The sequence below is a fragment of the Alkalibacterium sp. 20 genome, from assembly GCF_001885615.1.
In the GTDB taxonomy this organism is placed as follows: domain Bacteria; phylum Bacillota; class Bacilli; order Lactobacillales; family Carnobacteriaceae_A; genus Alkalibacterium.
The window spans coordinates 40,529-56,935 of the sequence record NZ_LSRN01000067.1 but is presented as its reverse complement, the minus strand read 5'-3'; the positions used below and the strand labels follow the sequence as shown (position 1 = coordinate 56,935).

Here is a 16,407-nt window from a genome sequence, read left to right as displayed (position 1 = left end):
GCAGTGGTTATTCCCCACTCTCGATAAGAGAAAAGAGGACGTAAACCACTGCCGTTATTCTATTTCAGTTTATCATTTTCGTACGTATGAACCTGTTCGAGTCCTGCGAAATCCTGTTGTCTCAAGGCTTCATAAATCAGGATGTTGGCAGTGTTCGATAAATTGAGTGAGCGGATATGCTCATCATTCATCGGAATACGCAGACACTTCTCGGGGTTCTCCTGCATGAATTCTTTTGGCAGGCCCGTGGTCTCTTTCCCGAATAAGAAGTAATGATCTTTAGATGTATCAGAGAAATCAACGTCCGAATAAACTTTGTCGGCAAATTTCGAAATCAGATAAAGTGGGCTCTCTCCCACCACTTCTAAAAATGCATCCAGATTTTTATGATAATGAATCCCTACTTTATCCCAGTAATCGAGTCCTGCGCGTTTCAACTGTTTATCGTCAGTACTGAATCCTAAGGGTTCGATCAAATGTAACGTGGTGTTCGTGCCAGCGCACGTTCTGGAAATGTTTCCGGTGTTAGCGGGTATCAGGGGCTCAAATAATGCAATATGATTGGTCACGCAATCTCTCCTCAATTGTTCAGTGTATTTAATCGTGCTTTCAAGTCACCAATGGCTTCGTTGAATTCACTGACTGTTTCGTCTTCCGTTTCTTTCTTGACCGCTTCTTCTAGAAATAAAACGATTTCTTCGTTTGGATGTTTATTCGTGATGGTAGCAACCGCCCACGCGGCCGTACCTCTGATCATCGGTCGCGGATCGTTATCGATGACATTCAGCAAGTCTGGGACTGCGGTGTAGTCACGGTAATTAGCTAAAGCAATAATGGCGTTACGCTGTAGCGGTTTCTTTCCGCGCCACGATCCAGCCAAATCACCAAACGTGTCTTTGAATTCACGATTAGAAATAGTCAAAAGCGGTTTGAGCTCCGGCATGGTGTTGATTGGATCAGGCTCCATCTCTTCATGGAAATGCGAATCCATCCCTTTGTTATACGGACAGACGATCTGACAGATATCACACCCGTATATCATGTGCCCCATTTTCCGGCGGTATTCTTTCGGCATGTAGCCTTTGGTTTGGGTCTGATAAGATAAACAGCGGTTCGCATTCATACGGCCGTCACCCAGCAAGGCATCAGTCGGGCACGCATCTATACAGCGGGTACAATCCCCGCAGCCAAACGCCACTTTTTCATCTGATTCAAAGGCAATATTCGTTATGATCTCACCTAAATAGACATATGAACCAAATTCCTCGGTGATCAGTAAGCCGTTGCGGCCGATAAATCCCAATCCGGCTCGCTGAGCGACAGCCACGTCCACCAGTTCACCTGTGTCGACCATGGGCTTGAACGCGACCTCACCGGGTGCGATCTCCTCGATATACTCGACCAGCTTTTTCATGCGGTCTCTTAAAATGAAGTGGTAATCCGTTCCCCAGGAGGCACGCGCAAATTCACCCCGGCGCTCACCTTTGACACGCGGAGGCTTGTTCTGCATCTTGGACGGATACGCCAGGGCAATCGCAATGATCGACTTGGGTTCGTCAAAGATTTTTTCCGGATAGATGCGTTCTTCGATCACCTTGTGTTCAAAGCCGGAATGATGCCCTTTAGCATGCTGTTTGATCAACTTGTCTTCCAAAGAGTAAAAAGGTTCGGCATGAGTAAAGCCAATTTTATCGATACCGATTTCTTTAGCTTTCGCTTTGATCAATTCTTTTAATTGCTGGCTCATCTTCCGATCCCCTCTCTTTTATTTAGTGTTTTTATTACAGCCTTTATTTATGTTTATCGGCAGCAAGCTGAGCAAGTCTATCACATAATTCATTGTAGGTCATGCCCATTGCGGTTGCTTCTTGCGGGAAGAGACTGGTCGGCGTCATGCCTGGAAGCGTGTTGGCTTCGATGCAGTAGATATCTCCAGAATCATTAACCATAAAGTCGATGCGTGAATAGTACTCCAACCTTAAAATCTTATGGACGTGTTTAGCGATAGTCTGCATTTTTTGCGTCAATTCATCGCTGATATCTGCCGGGCAAATTTCGATCGTAGCGCCTTCCTGGTATTTGTTTTCGTAATCATAAAAACCCGTTTTTGGAATGATTTCAATCGGTGGTAAAGCCTTGTCTTCCAAGATACCTATCGAAAACTCACGGCCCTTGATCATTTCTTCGATTAAAACGTCTTTAGAGTATTTTCTAGCGTCAGTGATAGCTTTGTCCATATCTGCCTGTTCTTCGACAATATACACGCCGATACTGGAACCACTGGCATCGGGTTTGACGACAGAGGGAACCGGGCTTGTTGGCGTTTCATTTTCGCTAAGCACTTCCCACTGCGGAGTTAAAACACCATGCTGGGACATCACTTCTTTAGCCAGTATCTTGTTCATGGCAAGGGCACTGCCTATGTAGCCTGTACCCGTATAGGTGATATCGTATAAATCAAACACCGCCTGCAACTGACCATTCTCGCCAAGCTCACCATGCAAGGATAAAAAGACCACGTCAGCCGATTGAGAAATCGGAATAACATTTTCACCAATCATTTCGTTCGGTTTTTCTTTTAATGCACGTAACGCGTTCAGATCTGGAATTTGTCTTTTCACGGTATGTTCATATTTATCTTTATTTAATATTTTATAAGCGTCCTCAAACGTCGCTGCCTGATCTGTACCAAAGTATAAATCAAGTAAAATGACGCGGTGACCGTTTTCCATTAAGGCATTGGCTATCAAACTTCCCGAGCTCATCGAAACCTCACGCTCGTGACTATAGCCACCTGCTAATACTACTATATCCATATATTATTCTCCTCCTATGTTCTATACGTATTATACACTATTCATACCCGACGAAATAAGTCAAGTTGATTAAATTTTATCATTTTTGCGCAGAGAAAAACGTACCCCCTCGGTGACAAGCACTGCGAGAAGATACGTTAATGAAGCCTTTCAGATATCATGTGTTTTTATCAGCTTCTGATGGGTTTACTGATAAAAGCCAATGAACCAAAATAGCTTATGCAGTACATAATATCACTTCTCAAAACTAAACACAAGCCATCGGAATTTGAAAGGTGAAATAAAGTTTCGCTATTCAATTACTGTGGTTTATTTCCCACAAGTATCACCATATCGACTGTGATATGATGCAAGGAAACTATCTCCTTTTCAGATGCCTCGATATGCCAACCTAAAGGCGTCATATTAAGGAAATCTGTCACTTCTTCATCGTTTAGGTCGACTGAATAACGGACCGCATGTTCTGACGCTTTCGGGTAATGTGTCATAAATTTGTCTTTTACTTCTTTATTTGAATACGACTGATTTTCTTTCGGTTGAAAGGCTCTTAACTCTTTTAAGTAGTCTTTCCCCGGGATAACTTTAATGACCTGGCCCCCTGGTTTTAATAGCCGATTGAACTCTTCATAATTTGAAGGGGACAAAATATTAAGGATCGTATCAAATTGTTCGGTCGCAAATGGGGATTGCGCTAAATCCGCGACCAGGAAAAAGATATCCTCATAAGTGGCTGCGCCTAAGTTTACGCCTTCTTTGGAAATATCAAAAGCAATCACCGGACCGGCAAGCCCCTTTTCTATGAGATAAGCACTGTGTGCCCCTTCCCCACAACCGACATCAAGCGCCACCCCGTTTATATTCTCGATCAAAGAATACAAGGTATCCAGCATCGGCTGCCAAAATCCCATCTTGGCAATGCGTTGTCTGGATAAAAGCATCGGTCTGGAATATTCTGATTTGGAAGGTTTCAATAAAAAATGCAGCGTCCCTTTTTTGGATAAATCAAACGAATGATTATGTGTACAGCTTAATTGATACCCATCGAGCGCATCAAAAGAACGTTGACACACCGGGCACTTGAAGAGATGTAACTGTTCTGACAGAAATGTTTTTGCCTTATCTATTTTCTTCATCGTTTTTATCCTCATTTTCAAAGCTGTTGTTAGACGATTCTACTTATTCATGATATAACGAAATCACTAAAGATGAAAGGATGAAACGCAAATGCCATGGAATTTATCAGATTATCCCGATTCATTTAAGAATTTTGATCACGTCGTCAAGAAAAAAGCGATCGACATCGCCAATGCTTTACTCGAGGAAGGTTACGATAACGGCCAGGATATCCCCATAGCAACCAAACAAGCCAAAGTGTGGCCCGAACGTGCCGATTCGACGTATGCGACAAAAGAGCAGGCTCTAGAGCGAGCCAAAGAAATCGCCGCAAACAAAGAGACGTCTGTCATAATGTTCACTAAAGATGGCAAACGGCAAGACTGATCATTAAATTTAGTAGACCCTTGAAATCAAATGAACTCTTGATTTCAAGGGTCTTTCCTATAGAAAGTCATCGTTCGAGGTATTTATACGGTCCTTTCTTCTCAAAAACGAAGAATTTATCTTAACTTCGGTAAGTTCAAAAGCATTACCCACCGCTAATTACCGAATAGCCTCTCATTCGGTAGTTACAGCAGCAACTTCATTCTCTAAGTGCCGAACTTACAACAACTTCGGTAAGTTCAAAAACGTTACGCGCTGCTAACTACCGAATAGCCTCTCATTCGGTAGTTACGGCAGCAACTTCATTCTCTAAGTGCCGAACTTACAACAACTTCGGTAAGTTCAAAAACGTTACGCGCTGCTAACTACCGAATAGCCTCTCATTCGGTAGTTACGGCAGCAACTTTGGTTTCTATCTACCGAATGCATCAGATTTCTACCGTAAAACCGCCTGATCGTTCAAAAAAATGAGCAGTTTGATCATTTTCGCCTCTTTTGGCCTTTAAATCAAAAAGGAAGAGAGAAGCCCTGGGCTTCTCTCTTCATATGATAATCATTAGTCTTCGATAAATATGTCTGATGATTCTGTGTACGCTGGTGCAGGTGCGACGTTATCCGGTGTGCGTTCGTATTTGACCGGTTCGTTTCTGATATCCTGCTCCGCCATTTTCTGCTCCAGCCAGAATTCAGTTTCCATGACCGCTTCATCCATGCGGATAATGGCTTTCTTTTTCGCTTCTCTTGCTTTGATTTTCATATCATCTTGAAATTCTTCACCTGATTGTGGTGCGAATAAATAAGCGGCTGCTGTTCCAACCAATGCTCCTAGAACTGCGCCAAATCCAAAACTTGCTTTTGACATATGAACTCCTCCTCGTTTAACTTTCAAATTTTTCTAGTGTGACCAATTCAATACAGATACATAAAGCTTCCATTGCAATTTCCAAATCATCCAGCTTTGCAAAACTCGGTGCCAGACGGATGCTGTTATCCAGCGCGTTTATACCGTATGGATAGGCAGCGTTTGCCGGTGTCAAAGAAATGCCAATGTCCGACATTTTCTGAACGATTTCAGTGGCGCAGCCTGCTTCAGTTGTCAGATGAACGAAATAGCCACCTTTAGGAGTCGTCCAGGAAACAAATGATCTGCGTTCACCGTGGAAATAAGTCGATAAGATCGCTTCGATCCATTCGAATTTAGGTGACAGGAGTTCCGCATGTTTTTCCATGTGGGCGTCGATCGTTTCCTTGTCTTTAAGAAAAGCCACATGTCGCTTCTGATTTATTTTATCAAAACTGATCAGCTGCTTACTGAAGTGATCTGCGATTTCCTTGATTTTATCCACAGAAGCTCCCATTGCGGCTACACCAGCTCCAGGTAAGGTCATTTTAGAGGTGGATACAAACTGGATCACACGATCCGGATGACCCGCTGTTTTACATGCTTCAAAGATATCTTTGACTTCTACTTTTTCTTCAGTTAAATGATGCACGGCATAAGCATTGTCCCAAAGGATCAGGAAGTTTTCTTCAGCCGTATGCATATTTGCCAACCGGTCGACAACCTCGTCAGACACTGATTCGCCTGTTGGATTATTATATTTCGGTACGACAAACATCCCTTTGATCGCCGGGTCGTGTGAGACCAATTTTTCAACGACTTCCATATCGGGGCCGTTGCCGGTCAATTCGACAGGAATCATTTCTATCCCCAAGTGTTCGAGCATGAACCAGTGACGGTCATAGCCGGGACTCGGGCAGATGAATTTCACGGTCTCTTCTTTGTTCCAGGGCTCAGCTGCTGTAAACATGTGGTGACTCAGCACAGCAAACATGAGCTGCAGACTGGAGTTGCCGCCCATAAACGTTTCTTCCACGGTAGTATTAAGTAAGGTGCCAAACAGTTCTCTGGCTTCTTTAATGCCGTATAGCCCACCGTAGTTTCTGATATCGATATCGTCTTCGCTCAGCCAGCCTTCAATTTTTGTGTCATTTATCAAGGCTTCTGATAATTTCAGTTGTTTCTGAGAAGGGATCCCTCTCGCAATGGTTAGATCCATTGGGCGTTCCTTGTAAAGTGCATATTGCGCTTTGACTACATCTAACTGTGTTTCCTCTTGACTCATATGGGACTCCCTTCATAACTATAACGTAATATCTATAATTATAACGTATGTGTAAAAAATTTGAAAACGTTATAGTTTCTCAGAATGATTCATTTCCATCAATTATAATTCTTTTTTATGATCTCGGTCACTTTTTTTATGCAGTCCTCATGATCGTGCGCACGAGCGGGGCATTGGTAGCGTCCAAAGAAGATCAGACGGTGATGGGCGATACTCCACAACTCTTTGGGAAGTTTTTCCATCAAGGCATCTTCTACCTGAACCACCGTGGCTTTAGGAGCCACTATATTGAATCTTTTGCTGATACGTTCGACGTGCGTATCGACCGCTATCGCCGGTTCGTCAAAGGCCACACTCAGGACCACGTTGGCTGTTTTTCTGCCGACGCCCGCCAGACTCTGCAGCTCTTTATGCGTGCCGGGGACCTCGCCGTCAAACTCTTCAACCAGCTGGCGCGCACATTTTTTTATGAATTTTGCTTTATTGCGATACAGACCGATCGTTTTGATCTTGTCCATGATCTCTTCAACGTCAGCTTCCATCAACGCTTCGGGCGTGGGGTAAGCATCAAACAATAACGGGGTGACTTTATTCACGCCCACATCCGTCGTCTGCGCACTCATGATAACGGCGATAAGCAGCTCAAACGTATTTTTATGGGTGAGCTCCGCTTTTGCATCGGGGTATAATTCACCGATGGCTTCGATCAATGCTGTTGTTTCTATTGCTGTGAGTAATTTTGGGGTTTCAGCCAAACTGATTGCTCCTCTAAGCTTGATTAATTGTCAAATTTGTCTTTCAGCCAATTGTACATGGGTACGGGCTTCTCATCCGGATCCGATTTTTCCTTTGTAACGTCGTTGGACTGATTTTTTCGGAAACGTTTGGATTCTTTTTCGACTTGATCTCTTGTCCGGATATTTTTCTTTTCCCAAGTGAGTAAAATGCGGTCAATGTATTTCAAACTGTAGACTTGATTCATGACCGCTTCTTTCAAAGCCATTTCGATAAGTTCAGGAAGATAATTATCTTCTTCGACCCAAATGTTCAATGTCTGAATCTCCATAGCGGATAAACTGCGGCCAAATTCCTCTTCAAATAACTGATACAGATTTTTAGAGGCCAGGACGTCTTTTTGTTTTTCTTCTTTTTTTATACTCTGATGCAGCAACGCAGATAGTTTTTCATACAGTAAATCGAACGAAAACTCATCGATGGTCTTGTCTTCTTCATCTTTACGTGTCTCGATCGTCAGCACCTTTTTTTTCATCAACTGATGGATCGCTTTGAATGCTTCTTCTCGGGAAACGTCCAGGCGTTCAGCGAGTAACTGACTGTCCGGGAAACGCTGCCCATTTTCAACTAATGAAAGCAGTTGAAGGAGTGTTACCAGGTCATCGTTATTCAAACCGATTTTTTTATAATGTTTCAACAAATAATTCGGTATGGCCATCGTTCCGGCACTTATCCATTCGAATAAGGGATCTTGGTTCATCGTTAACCTCCTCTGCTCTTTCAAGTTTATGAAAAAAGGACCGGGTTTTAAGTCCCAATCCTCCTAACATAAGCGGTCTGATTACTGTTTTTATGGGTAAATGCGGTTTAGCAGACGTGGGAACGGGATCGCTTCACGAATATGATCTGTTCCACTGATCCAAGTCACTGTGCGTTCCAGTCCTAAGCCGAATCCTGAATGCGGCACACTGCCGTATCTGCGTAGATCCAGATACCATTCGTATTCTTTTACATCCAGGCCAAAATCAATGATTTCTTGGCGTAAGGTCTCGTAGTCATCTTCACGCTGAGAACCACCAATAATTTCTCCGTAGCCTTCAGGTGCGATCATATCGGCACACAAGACAATATCGTCGCGTTCCGGATGTCTCTTCATGTAAAACGGTTTGATGGCCTTAGGATAGTTGAGGATAAAGACCGGTTTATCGAATTGTTCAGCAATGAACGTTTCTTCCGGCGAACCGAAGTCTTCACCCCAAGTGACGTCGAAATCATTTTTCTGAAGCATAACAACAGCTTCATCATAAGAAACACGCGGGTAAGGTAATTCTGTAAATTTCTTAAGCAAGTCTTTGTCGCGTTCTAAAATATCCAGCGCGTGATCACAATTGTCCAGGACACTTTGCACCATATAAGCCACATATTTTTCCTGTACTTCAAGCGAATCATCCTGATCCATGAATGCCATTTCAGGTTCGATCATCCAGAATTCGATCAAGTGACGACGGGTTTTAGATTTTTCTGCTCTAAAGGTCGGACCGAAAGAGAAAACTCTGCCCATTGCCATTGCGCCAGCTTCCATATACAGTTGGCCACTTTGTGATAAGTATGCTTCGCGGTCAAAGTATTGAGTCTTGAACAGATCGGTCGTGTTTTCAGCAGCACTGCCTGTCAAGATGGGCGGATCGATTTTAACGTAGCCTTCGTTATTGTAAAATTCATAGGTTGCACGAATGATTTCATTTCTAACCTGCATGATGGCATGCTGTTTCGTTGAACGCAGCCATAAGTGACGGTTATCCATCAGGAATTCAGTCCCGTGTTCTTTTGGTGTGATAGGGTAATCCACAGCTTCACTGATCACTTCAATGTCTTCGATATGTATTTCATAACCGAATTTTGAACGTGCATCTTCGGAAATCGTTCCAGTGATCCAAACGGAACTTTCCTGAGTCAAGTTTTTAGCCTGGTTAAAGACCTCTTCGTCTACCTGACTTTTTACGACAACACCTTGGAAAAAGGCTGAACCGTCACGCAGGCTTATAAAAGCAATCTTTCCGCTTGAGCGTTTATTGGCAACCCAGGCACCGATCTTAACTTTTTCACCGACATGTTTTTTTGAGTCTATAATTTGTATCTTTTTCACTAGGCAATCTCCTTCATCTAAATATTATCAATGGTTCGTATCCATTCACCTGTTTGTAAATTGATGATGTAATAGCCCAATCGATTATTATCGTTTCTGTAAGTCACTTCCCAAATTGGGGTATCATTCATTAGACCGACTTTAGCATTTAATATTTTTTTTGGCTCTCTTGCCTGCCTCGTTTGACTGATCGCTTGCTGTTCGGTTATCATTTCAGACGCAGCGACAGTTATGATCGCGCCACCCTCTTGTTTAACGATGTAGAGATTTTCTTCATCTGCTTCATTAAATCCCATCACAGAAAAAGTCGTTTCCTCCCCATTATACCAATAGAAGTCTTCGGGTCGGTCGAGATCTGTCCGTTCAGATACAAAAGCGATGGTTTCGTCTTCAGCACGAGCAAAAGGTGCATTGGCTCGCTGATAAATGTACAAGGATCCGACGATGAACACGCTCAATGCAATAACGAGCCCTATAATTACTTTCTTCACTTGAATCTCCTCTTTTAGTCTTTCCTGATCAACTCTCTCAGTATATCAAATCAGTCATCAGAAATAAATAAGGCTTTTAGATAAAAGCACGATTAAATAAAATTACTGTGATTCTTCGCTCTTTTCAAAGAAATCAGACACTTCCGCAACGATCTGGTCGAGCGGAAGTTCCTCCACTTCCAATTGAGCAGGTAAAGAGTTTTTAAAGATGGAAGCATAGCTCGCGTCTACAAACCTGCGGTCCAGAACGATCCAAACGCCTTTGTCTTGCTGACTGCGGATGAGTCGGCCCAGTCCTTGCTTGAACTTGATGACCGCTCGCGGCAAGACATCGTGCACAAACGGATTATCGCCTCTGTCTCTTAATTCTTGATGGCGTTTTTTCACCATCGGCATTTCGGGCGAATCAAAGGGCAGTTTAGTGATGATCACGATTTTCAGTTCATCTAGCGGGAAATCGACGCCTTCCCAAAAGGTATCTGAGCCTAGAATGACGCTTTGTTTTGCTTTCTTGAATTGTTTAGTGATCTTAGTCGAACTGCCTGAAATGTTTTGGGCCAAAATGGTCTTGTCTCGCAAATGGGTGCGCCGTTTCAAGGCCTGATAGACGTGCTGGATCATGTCGTGCGAGCGGAACAGCACCAGACAGTTTTCGTCGGTTTGACTCAGCACCCTGTCGATCTGATCCGTGATAAACGCAACCGACACACGCGTTGTCTTCTGTGTGTTCGTATCCACATCTGTGGTCACGAACAACCTTGCCTGACTGGCATAATCGTAAGGTGATTCATACGTGTCCAGTCTGTTTTTCTCTATCCCCAGCTGTTTAACCAGATAAGAGACCGAGTCGTTTACTGCCAAAGTACTGCTTGTGAGGATCATGTGAGGCGCGGTATTGAATTGCCTGAGCAAGACTTCTTTGGTTTCCTGATCAAAGCGCGCAAACGATAAGGTCAGCAGCGGGTTTTTCGAATAAAACCGGACCCCCGTCTGATTTATCTGCGTGTTGTTCAAAAACAAATAGTTGAACCGGACGATCACCGTTTCAAAATGATCCAGGATCACCTTGATTTTAGATAAGACCCGTTTTTCTTTTTGCGTCAACGACACGTCATCTTTTTTCAAGACCGCCGTTAACTGTTGTCCCACATAAACCAGTTCCTGCAAATTGTTGCTCAAAAATTTCGTATCGCGTTTGATGTCCAGCGGCAAGTCAGCATAAGTGATGACTTTTTCTTTCCATTCGATGATTCGGTCATCGTAGCTTGGAGCATGGATCAGCCAGACGATCCACTTTCTGCTCCATTCTTCCCATTCTTCCGAAAACAACTGAACGATCGCGTGCAGGGTGTCCAGCTGATAGGCTTTGATATGGTCTGAGGGTAAAAGTTTATGACAATCAGACAAGAGCGTCTCGTCTTTGTCTTTGGATCCCAGCCGTTTCAATTCGTTGGTGATCGATTTTGTTGACAAAGTGATGGTCGCGTTTTGATCCAGGACATCTGGGACATGATGCGCTTCATCTAAAATCAGCTTCACGTTTTCAAAACGGTCAGGCTGTTTCTGCCATTCAGAGAATAAATAAGCATGATTCGTTACCAGGATAGACGCCTGCTCCAGACGTTTTTCTCTGCGGGTCACATAATCCACTGATTCGAAGGCTTTGAACTGCAACTTGGTATGAGGCACACTTCTTATTTCATTCCAGAAAGGATGTTGAAGCGTCTTGTCCAAACCGATTTCCTCTAAATCGCCTTCATCTGTCTCTGTCAGCCAGACCAATAATTTCATGCAAAAGAAGGCTTCAGTGTCTTTGGGATCCACATTTTTCAGTTTGGTATAAAAAGCTGTCATGGACAGATAATGACTCGGGCTTTTCATCAAAGCGATCGATTTATCAAACGACAATACACGCGTCAGCTGCGGCAGGCTATCTTCAACCAACTGCCTCTGCAGCACTTTCGTATAGGTCGATATCACGATCTTCTCTTTCAGCGTTGCTAAATACAGACTTGGATACAAATACCCGAATGTCTTGCCTAGACCCGCTGGTGCTTCAATAAACTGAACATAGTCCGGTTTTTTTTGCTTGAAGTAATTAAATACGGTGTTCATCATCTGGTTCTGACTCTCCCGGTACTGTAACCCGAGCGATTCAAGCTGTGCTAATTTATCTTCTTCTTTGTACGGATATGTAAGTGTTTCACGGTACCGTTCCTGTTCGCTGTTGAAACCCGGTTTCTTGAGTGCCAATCCTTCGACGATAATGAGTGAGTCATCCAGGTCGGCCGGATTTTCTTTCATTTGCTCCAGTGCTTGTCTGAAAAAAAGTGAGGTGTCTGCTGTTGTCGATTCGGACAGGTCACTTAACTTTTCCACCGTCACTAAAGGCAATTTTTTCAATCTGTCATAAAGTTTATTTAAAAGATATACGGTCGCATAGGCATCAAATAGGGCGTTATGAGCCTGATTCAAATCATACCCAAGCGAAGCCGTCAGCTCTTTTAGCCGGTAGCTGTCTTGCTTTGGAAATAAAATTTGTGCCAGTTCCACCGTATCCACTGCGGGAATGGTCAATGGCGGCAATCCAACACGCTGGAAACATTCGTTTAAAAACTGAAAGTCAAAACTCACATTATGAGCGACAAAAACAGTGTCTTCCAGTAAACGATGGATAAGTAACGCCACATCTTCAAAATAAGGCGCCGTTGCCAGGTCTTTAGAAGAGATCCCCGTCAGATTTCGAATCAGTTTACTGACTTTTCGAGAAGGATTGACAAATGAATCAAAGGTTTCAACAATGTTGCCGTTCTTCATCAGCACACAGGCAAACTGAATGATCCGTTCATTTTTTCCAATACTCGCGCCAGTCGCTTCGATATCGACAATCGCATATAATTGATCTTTTTTCATCTTGTCTCCTCCCCTCACTGTCGCTAGACATAGTCATTTTTCTTCAAGAAATCAAGGATCTCGGCTGTTTCATTCGCGATATCGCCTTTCACAACCGCACGTTCCGCCGCTTCGATGGCATCTCCCAGCCATCTGCCACCGCGCAGGTGATTCTCTGCCATCACTATTTTCCCGTTGATGGCCAGCTCTTTTCTGGAATGGATCGGTAAGGCGGCATCGATGTTTTCGACTGCTTTTTTATCAAACGGTTTTTCGATAAGGTCCAGACACGTTTCGGCGTCCAACGCTACCTCTTTGGAGTACCGGTACACGGTCTCGTTGGTCTGTTCGTAGTTCAAACGGTATAAGAGCAGCTGATGCAGGTCCGCACTTTGATTCAACAGCTGGTTGGACAGTCTCCAGTGCTTCAAAAACGCCCGGGCCTCTTGTTCTCTTTGTATACCTAAATAATATAAGAGCAATGCCCACATCTGACGTTCACGTTGGATCGGTTCGATCACTTTCGCAAAATTCTCGAGCGCATCTTTGGCATGAACCAGTCCAGGACAGTAGGCATAAAGATTTGTTTCCACAAACCCCGTGAACCCCTGCCTGACATACTTGCCCATCGCCATCTTGACGAATTCGACCCGGATACGTTCGATCGCAATGTTCTCAAGTAAATGCGCGTTGACCACGATGGCATAAAAGGTGTCCGCTTCCAGATGGAAACCCAGCTGAGAAGCAAAACGGACGGCACGCATCATGCGCAGGGCATCTTCGTTAAAGCGTTCTTCCGCTTTTCCAACGGCACGGATGACCTGTTCGTCCAGATCCCGTTCGCCACCGAAAAAGTCCTGGATATCACCCGTCTGATCCATCGCAAAGGCATTGATCGTCAGATCTCGGCGCTTCAGATCTTCCTCTAAAGAGCGCACAAAAGTGACCGAATCAGGACGTCTAAAATCTTGATACGTCGATTCGGTCCTAAATGTTGTGACTTCATAACTTTCATCATTCATTAAAACCATTACTGTTCCATGCTCGATACCTACATCCACTGTCTTTTTGAACAGCTTCTTGATTTCTTCCGGAAAAGCACTCGTCGCAATATCCACATCGTTGACGTCTTTTCCAAGCAAAGCATCACGGACGCTTCCACCGACATAGTACGCTTCAAATCCGGCTTCTTGTATCGTTTCCAGCACAGGCAGCGCTTTTTCAAATACACCTGTAATAGGGACCTGTTTCATCATATAGTCGAGCATCTAGAGACGTGTGACAGTCTCTAACACTCTTTCTCTCCTTTACAACTTAACTAGTTGAGTCTGACCGTGTCTGACCGTCTTTACGCTCGAACCTGAAATGATCTCGCGACTCAAACTTCTTCATCGTTAGATCAAACGCTTCAGATAAGTCGATATCCAACGAGTTCGACAAACTGATCAACACGAAAAGCACATCCGCGATCTCTTCTTCCATAGGCTTTTTCGCTTCTGAAGGTTTCTTTTGCTTCTCGCCGTAAACATGATTGATTTCACGCGCAAGTTCGCCGACTTCTTCAGAGAGACGGGCCAACTGAACGAGAGGAGAAAAATAGCCGTCTTTGAATTGGCTAATGTACTGGTCTACTCTGCTTTGCATGTCGTTCATTTCTGTCATACGTGATTCTCCTCATTTCAGTTCGTTTATGAAGGTGAGACTTCGTTTTCCAGCTTCGTTTCAATGTCTTTTAAAGATTCTGTAAGCGAGTAAAAATCTGCCCGGTTGTCACTTTCAAGCGCTAGGTCGATTTCGTTGAGTATCTGATGTTTTTGTTCCTGTAAATAGAAACTGTCGACCGCGTCATCCACCTGCTGGTCAAGTTCCTTAGGCATACGGTCATTCCATTTGGAATAGGGGTTATCTTCCAGTACTTCTGCGTATTCTGGCGACAACCACGAATCCTGAAAAAGCAATTCAACATATAAATCGGTGTGCCAGTTGAGTCTGACTTCGTGAAAGGCTTGTTCCGGATGGTCAAATTCCTGTCCGTCCTTGTAAAAACGGAACGCTTCGTCTTCTGTTCCTACTGTCCCCATTTTGATCCCTCGAGGAGTTTTATCTGCTTCTTCAACGAACTTCGTTTTATTCAACACGATATCGTGATTGAGTAAATAGTTTAAAATCCACATCGATTCCCTGCGTTTCATCTGATAGCGTTGTAAGAACCATTTCAGAAAGGCCTTCTTATCTTTTAGCTGAACACGACTGTACATGGATACTCCCCTCCTTTTCCTCATCTATAGTATACCAAATTTAGTAGCGTTCTTCATTCCTAATCCACTCAATAACTTCCAAATCATTTGGATCAAGTAGCACATAACGTTTTGCCTCGCGCAGAAAGCCTTCACGGTCGCCTTCTTCACGCAAAAAAACGGCATATTCTTTGACAAAAATCGGTGTATCTTTTAGCGAATAATACGCTTTATCGTAATTTTCCCGGGCTTTTTCAAACTCTTCTTCGCCGTTATACGCTTTGGCACTGTTCCAGAAGAGCTGCGGATCTTCTTCGCCGGTTTCCAGTTTCATTTCCATGAGCGCAAGTACGTCTTGGTAACGTTCCTGTTCAAGGAGTAAATTAGACAGATGCAGCGTGATGGATAAGTTCTCCGGATCGCGATCCATGGCTTTTTTGTAATAGTTTTCGGCCGCTTCCGTGTTACCCAAGGCTAAACTGGCTTCGGCACCTATACTGTAAAGCAGCGAAGTTTCTTTGTCGTAGTATCGGCCTTCTTCAATGATCTCCAGGGCTTTTTCTTCCTCGTGCTGTTCCAGATAGACTTTAGCCAGATACACATATACAGAGGTGTAACTTGGATCCAGATCTTTCACTTTATGAAACAACTCGCCGGCATGCGTAAAGTCTTTTTTCTGGAAATAAATATACCCAAGCTGGAACAAATGGTCGCTGGTTTCCTGCACCTCAACGGCTTCATTCAGGTAGTCGATGGCAGTGTCCAGGTCACCGATTACGCCATAAGCGTTACCGAGCCTGCCGTGAATGCTTATTCCGGCAAATTCGAGGTGATGCCCTTCGAGTAGATTTTCGTAGTACGTGATTGCTTGTTTGTAGTTGCCGCTAGTGAACAGCAACTCAGCCAAGGCAAAATCGATCACGGGTTCTTCAGGCAGTAACTCTTTGGCTTCGATCAGTTTCTGCTTGGACACTTCCGGCAAGTCGAGCGTCTGGTAGTAATCTGCGGAAACGAGTAAGGCCTGAATGTAATAAGGACTGCTGACGTCCACTTGTTCGAGCCATTCAAAAGCTTCCAGTTCACTGCCTTCTTCGATCGCGATTTCAGCCAGTGTGAGCTTCAGTCCATCCTCATCGGGAACCCGGGTCAACAAGTATGTCACGACTTGTTTTGTTTCCTTTAAAAAGCCTAAATCATACAACGTTTCAATCAGTGCGTATAAATCTTCTTCACTGTCTTCCGTCAAAGCTTTCTCTAAATAAGCGTTCGCCTGGTCTAAATCTTCATTTTGTATTGCTTCGATCATTTGTGCTGAATAGGACATCTAACATCGCCTCTTTTTCTAATCATTATTCCTTTATCTTAACATAGACAGTCCGTGATTTCACAATAAAATAGAGCCTGTGATAAATTTAAACTGAATCAAAGCAGCCGCTATAATCAGGGGGTCAAAATCTTTCTCTC

At 43.8% G+C, this 16,407-nt stretch carries 16 protein-coding genes; 1 reads left to right on the top strand and 15 read right to left on the bottom strand.

Going from position 1 to position 16,407, the window contains the following annotated elements; translation table 11 throughout:
• Nucleotides 1-59: 59 nt before the first annotated feature.
• The 4 genes from trmL to AX762_RS10585 form a co-directional block, all read right to left on the bottom strand.
• Nucleotides 60-569, bottom strand: a complete 510-nt coding sequence (gene trmL, locus AX762_RS10600) for a tRNA (uridine(34)/cytosine(34)/5-carboxymethylaminomethyluridine(34)-2'-O)-methyltransferase TrmL (protein ID WP_071849103.1) — start codon at nucleotides 567-569, stop codon at nucleotides 60-62.
• An 11-nt stretch (nucleotides 570-580) separates the two neighbouring features.
• Nucleotides 581-1,747 (bottom strand): tRNA epoxyqueuosine(34) reductase QueG, encoded by a 1,167-nt coding sequence (queG, locus tag AX762_RS10595; protein WP_071849102.1) that lies wholly within the window; start codon nucleotides 1,745-1,747, stop codon nucleotides 581-583.
• A 43-nt stretch (nucleotides 1,748-1,790) separates the two neighbouring features.
• The gene (locus AX762_RS10590) at nucleotides 1,791-2,816 is read right to left on the bottom strand and encodes a D-alanine--D-alanine ligase (protein WP_071849101.1); all 1,026 of its coding nucleotides are present in this window, start codon (nucleotides 2,814-2,816) and stop codon (nucleotides 1,791-1,793) included.
• Nucleotides 2,817-3,115: 299 nt separating this feature from the next.
• Nucleotides 3,116-3,949 carry a methyltransferase domain-containing protein gene (locus AX762_RS10585; RefSeq protein ID WP_071849100.1) on the bottom strand — a complete coding sequence of 278 codons (834 nt, stop codon included), beginning with the start codon at nucleotides 3,947-3,949 and terminating at the stop codon, nucleotides 3,116-3,118.
• A gap of 91 nt (nucleotides 3,950-4,040) precedes the next feature.
• Here AX762_RS10585 and AX762_RS10580 point away from each other — a divergent pair, with 91 nt between their 5' ends.
• Nucleotides 4,041-4,316, top strand: a complete 276-nt coding sequence (locus AX762_RS10580) for a DUF2188 domain-containing protein (RefSeq protein WP_071849099.1) — start codon at nucleotides 4,041-4,043, stop codon at nucleotides 4,314-4,316.
• Nucleotides 4,317-4,872: 556 nt separating this feature from the next.
• On the opposite strand, the gene AX762_RS10575 is transcribed toward AX762_RS10580, so the two are convergent.
• The 11 genes from AX762_RS10575 to AX762_RS10525 all read right to left on the bottom strand — a co-directional run bounded on the left by AX762_RS10575 (nucleotide 4,873) and on the right by AX762_RS10525 (nucleotide 16,267).
• Nucleotides 4,873-5,178 (bottom strand): YtxH domain-containing protein, encoded by a 306-nt coding sequence (locus tag AX762_RS10575; RefSeq protein WP_071849098.1) that lies wholly within the window; start codon nucleotides 5,176-5,178, stop codon nucleotides 4,873-4,875.
• Nucleotides 5,179-5,194: 16 nt separating this feature from the next.
• Nucleotides 5,195-6,442, bottom strand: a complete 1,248-nt coding sequence (locus AX762_RS10570; protein ID WP_071849097.1) for an aminotransferase class I/II-fold pyridoxal phosphate-dependent enzyme — start codon at nucleotides 6,440-6,442, stop codon at nucleotides 5,195-5,197.
• A 98-nt stretch (nucleotides 6,443-6,540) separates the two neighbouring features.
• Nucleotides 6,541-7,197, bottom strand: coding sequence for an endonuclease III (gene nth / locus AX762_RS10565; RefSeq protein WP_071849096.1), 657 nt, complete (start codon nucleotides 7,195-7,197; stop codon nucleotides 6,541-6,543).
• A 23-nt stretch (nucleotides 7,198-7,220) separates the two neighbouring features.
• Entirely contained in the window at nucleotides 7,221-7,937 is a 717-nt protein-coding gene (locus AX762_RS10560) for a DnaD domain-containing protein (protein WP_071849095.1), read from the bottom strand.
• A gap of 90 nt (nucleotides 7,938-8,027) precedes the next feature.
• Nucleotides 8,028-9,323 (bottom strand): asparagine--tRNA ligase, encoded by a 1,296-nt coding sequence (gene asnS, locus AX762_RS10555; protein ID WP_071849094.1) that lies wholly within the window; start codon nucleotides 9,321-9,323, stop codon nucleotides 8,028-8,030.
• 17 nt (nucleotides 9,324-9,340) lie between these two features.
• On the bottom strand, nucleotides 9,341-9,814 hold the full coding sequence (locus AX762_RS10550) for a DUF5590 domain-containing protein (protein WP_071849093.1): 474 nt from the start codon (nucleotides 9,812-9,814) through the stop codon (nucleotides 9,341-9,343).
• Nucleotides 9,815-9,916: 102 nt separating this feature from the next.
• Nucleotides 9,917-12,727 carry a helicase C-terminal domain-containing protein gene (locus AX762_RS10545; protein ID WP_071849092.1) on the bottom strand — a complete coding sequence of 937 codons (2,811 nt, stop codon included), beginning with the start codon at nucleotides 12,725-12,727 and terminating at the stop codon, nucleotides 9,917-9,919.
• Nucleotides 12,728-12,750: 23 nt separating this feature from the next.
• Nucleotides 12,751-13,959 carry a CCA tRNA nucleotidyltransferase gene (locus AX762_RS10540; RefSeq protein ID WP_071849154.1) on the bottom strand — a complete coding sequence of 403 codons (1,209 nt, stop codon included), beginning with the start codon at nucleotides 13,957-13,959 and terminating at the stop codon, nucleotides 12,751-12,753.
• A 61-nt stretch (nucleotides 13,960-14,020) separates the two neighbouring features.
• Nucleotides 14,021-14,368 (bottom strand): nucleotide pyrophosphohydrolase, encoded by a 348-nt coding sequence (locus tag AX762_RS10535; RefSeq protein ID WP_071849091.1) that lies wholly within the window; start codon nucleotides 14,366-14,368, stop codon nucleotides 14,021-14,023.
• A gap of 26 nt (nucleotides 14,369-14,394) precedes the next feature.
• Nucleotides 14,395-14,964 (bottom strand): ReoY family proteolytic degradation factor, encoded by a 570-nt coding sequence (locus tag AX762_RS10530; protein ID WP_071849090.1) that lies wholly within the window; start codon nucleotides 14,962-14,964, stop codon nucleotides 14,395-14,397.
• A 40-nt stretch (nucleotides 14,965-15,004) separates the two neighbouring features.
• The gene (locus AX762_RS10525; protein ID WP_071849089.1) at nucleotides 15,005-16,267 is read right to left on the bottom strand and encodes a tetratricopeptide repeat protein; all 1,263 of its coding nucleotides are present in this window, start codon (nucleotides 16,265-16,267) and stop codon (nucleotides 15,005-15,007) included.
• Nucleotides 16,268-16,407: the final 140 nt, after the last annotated feature.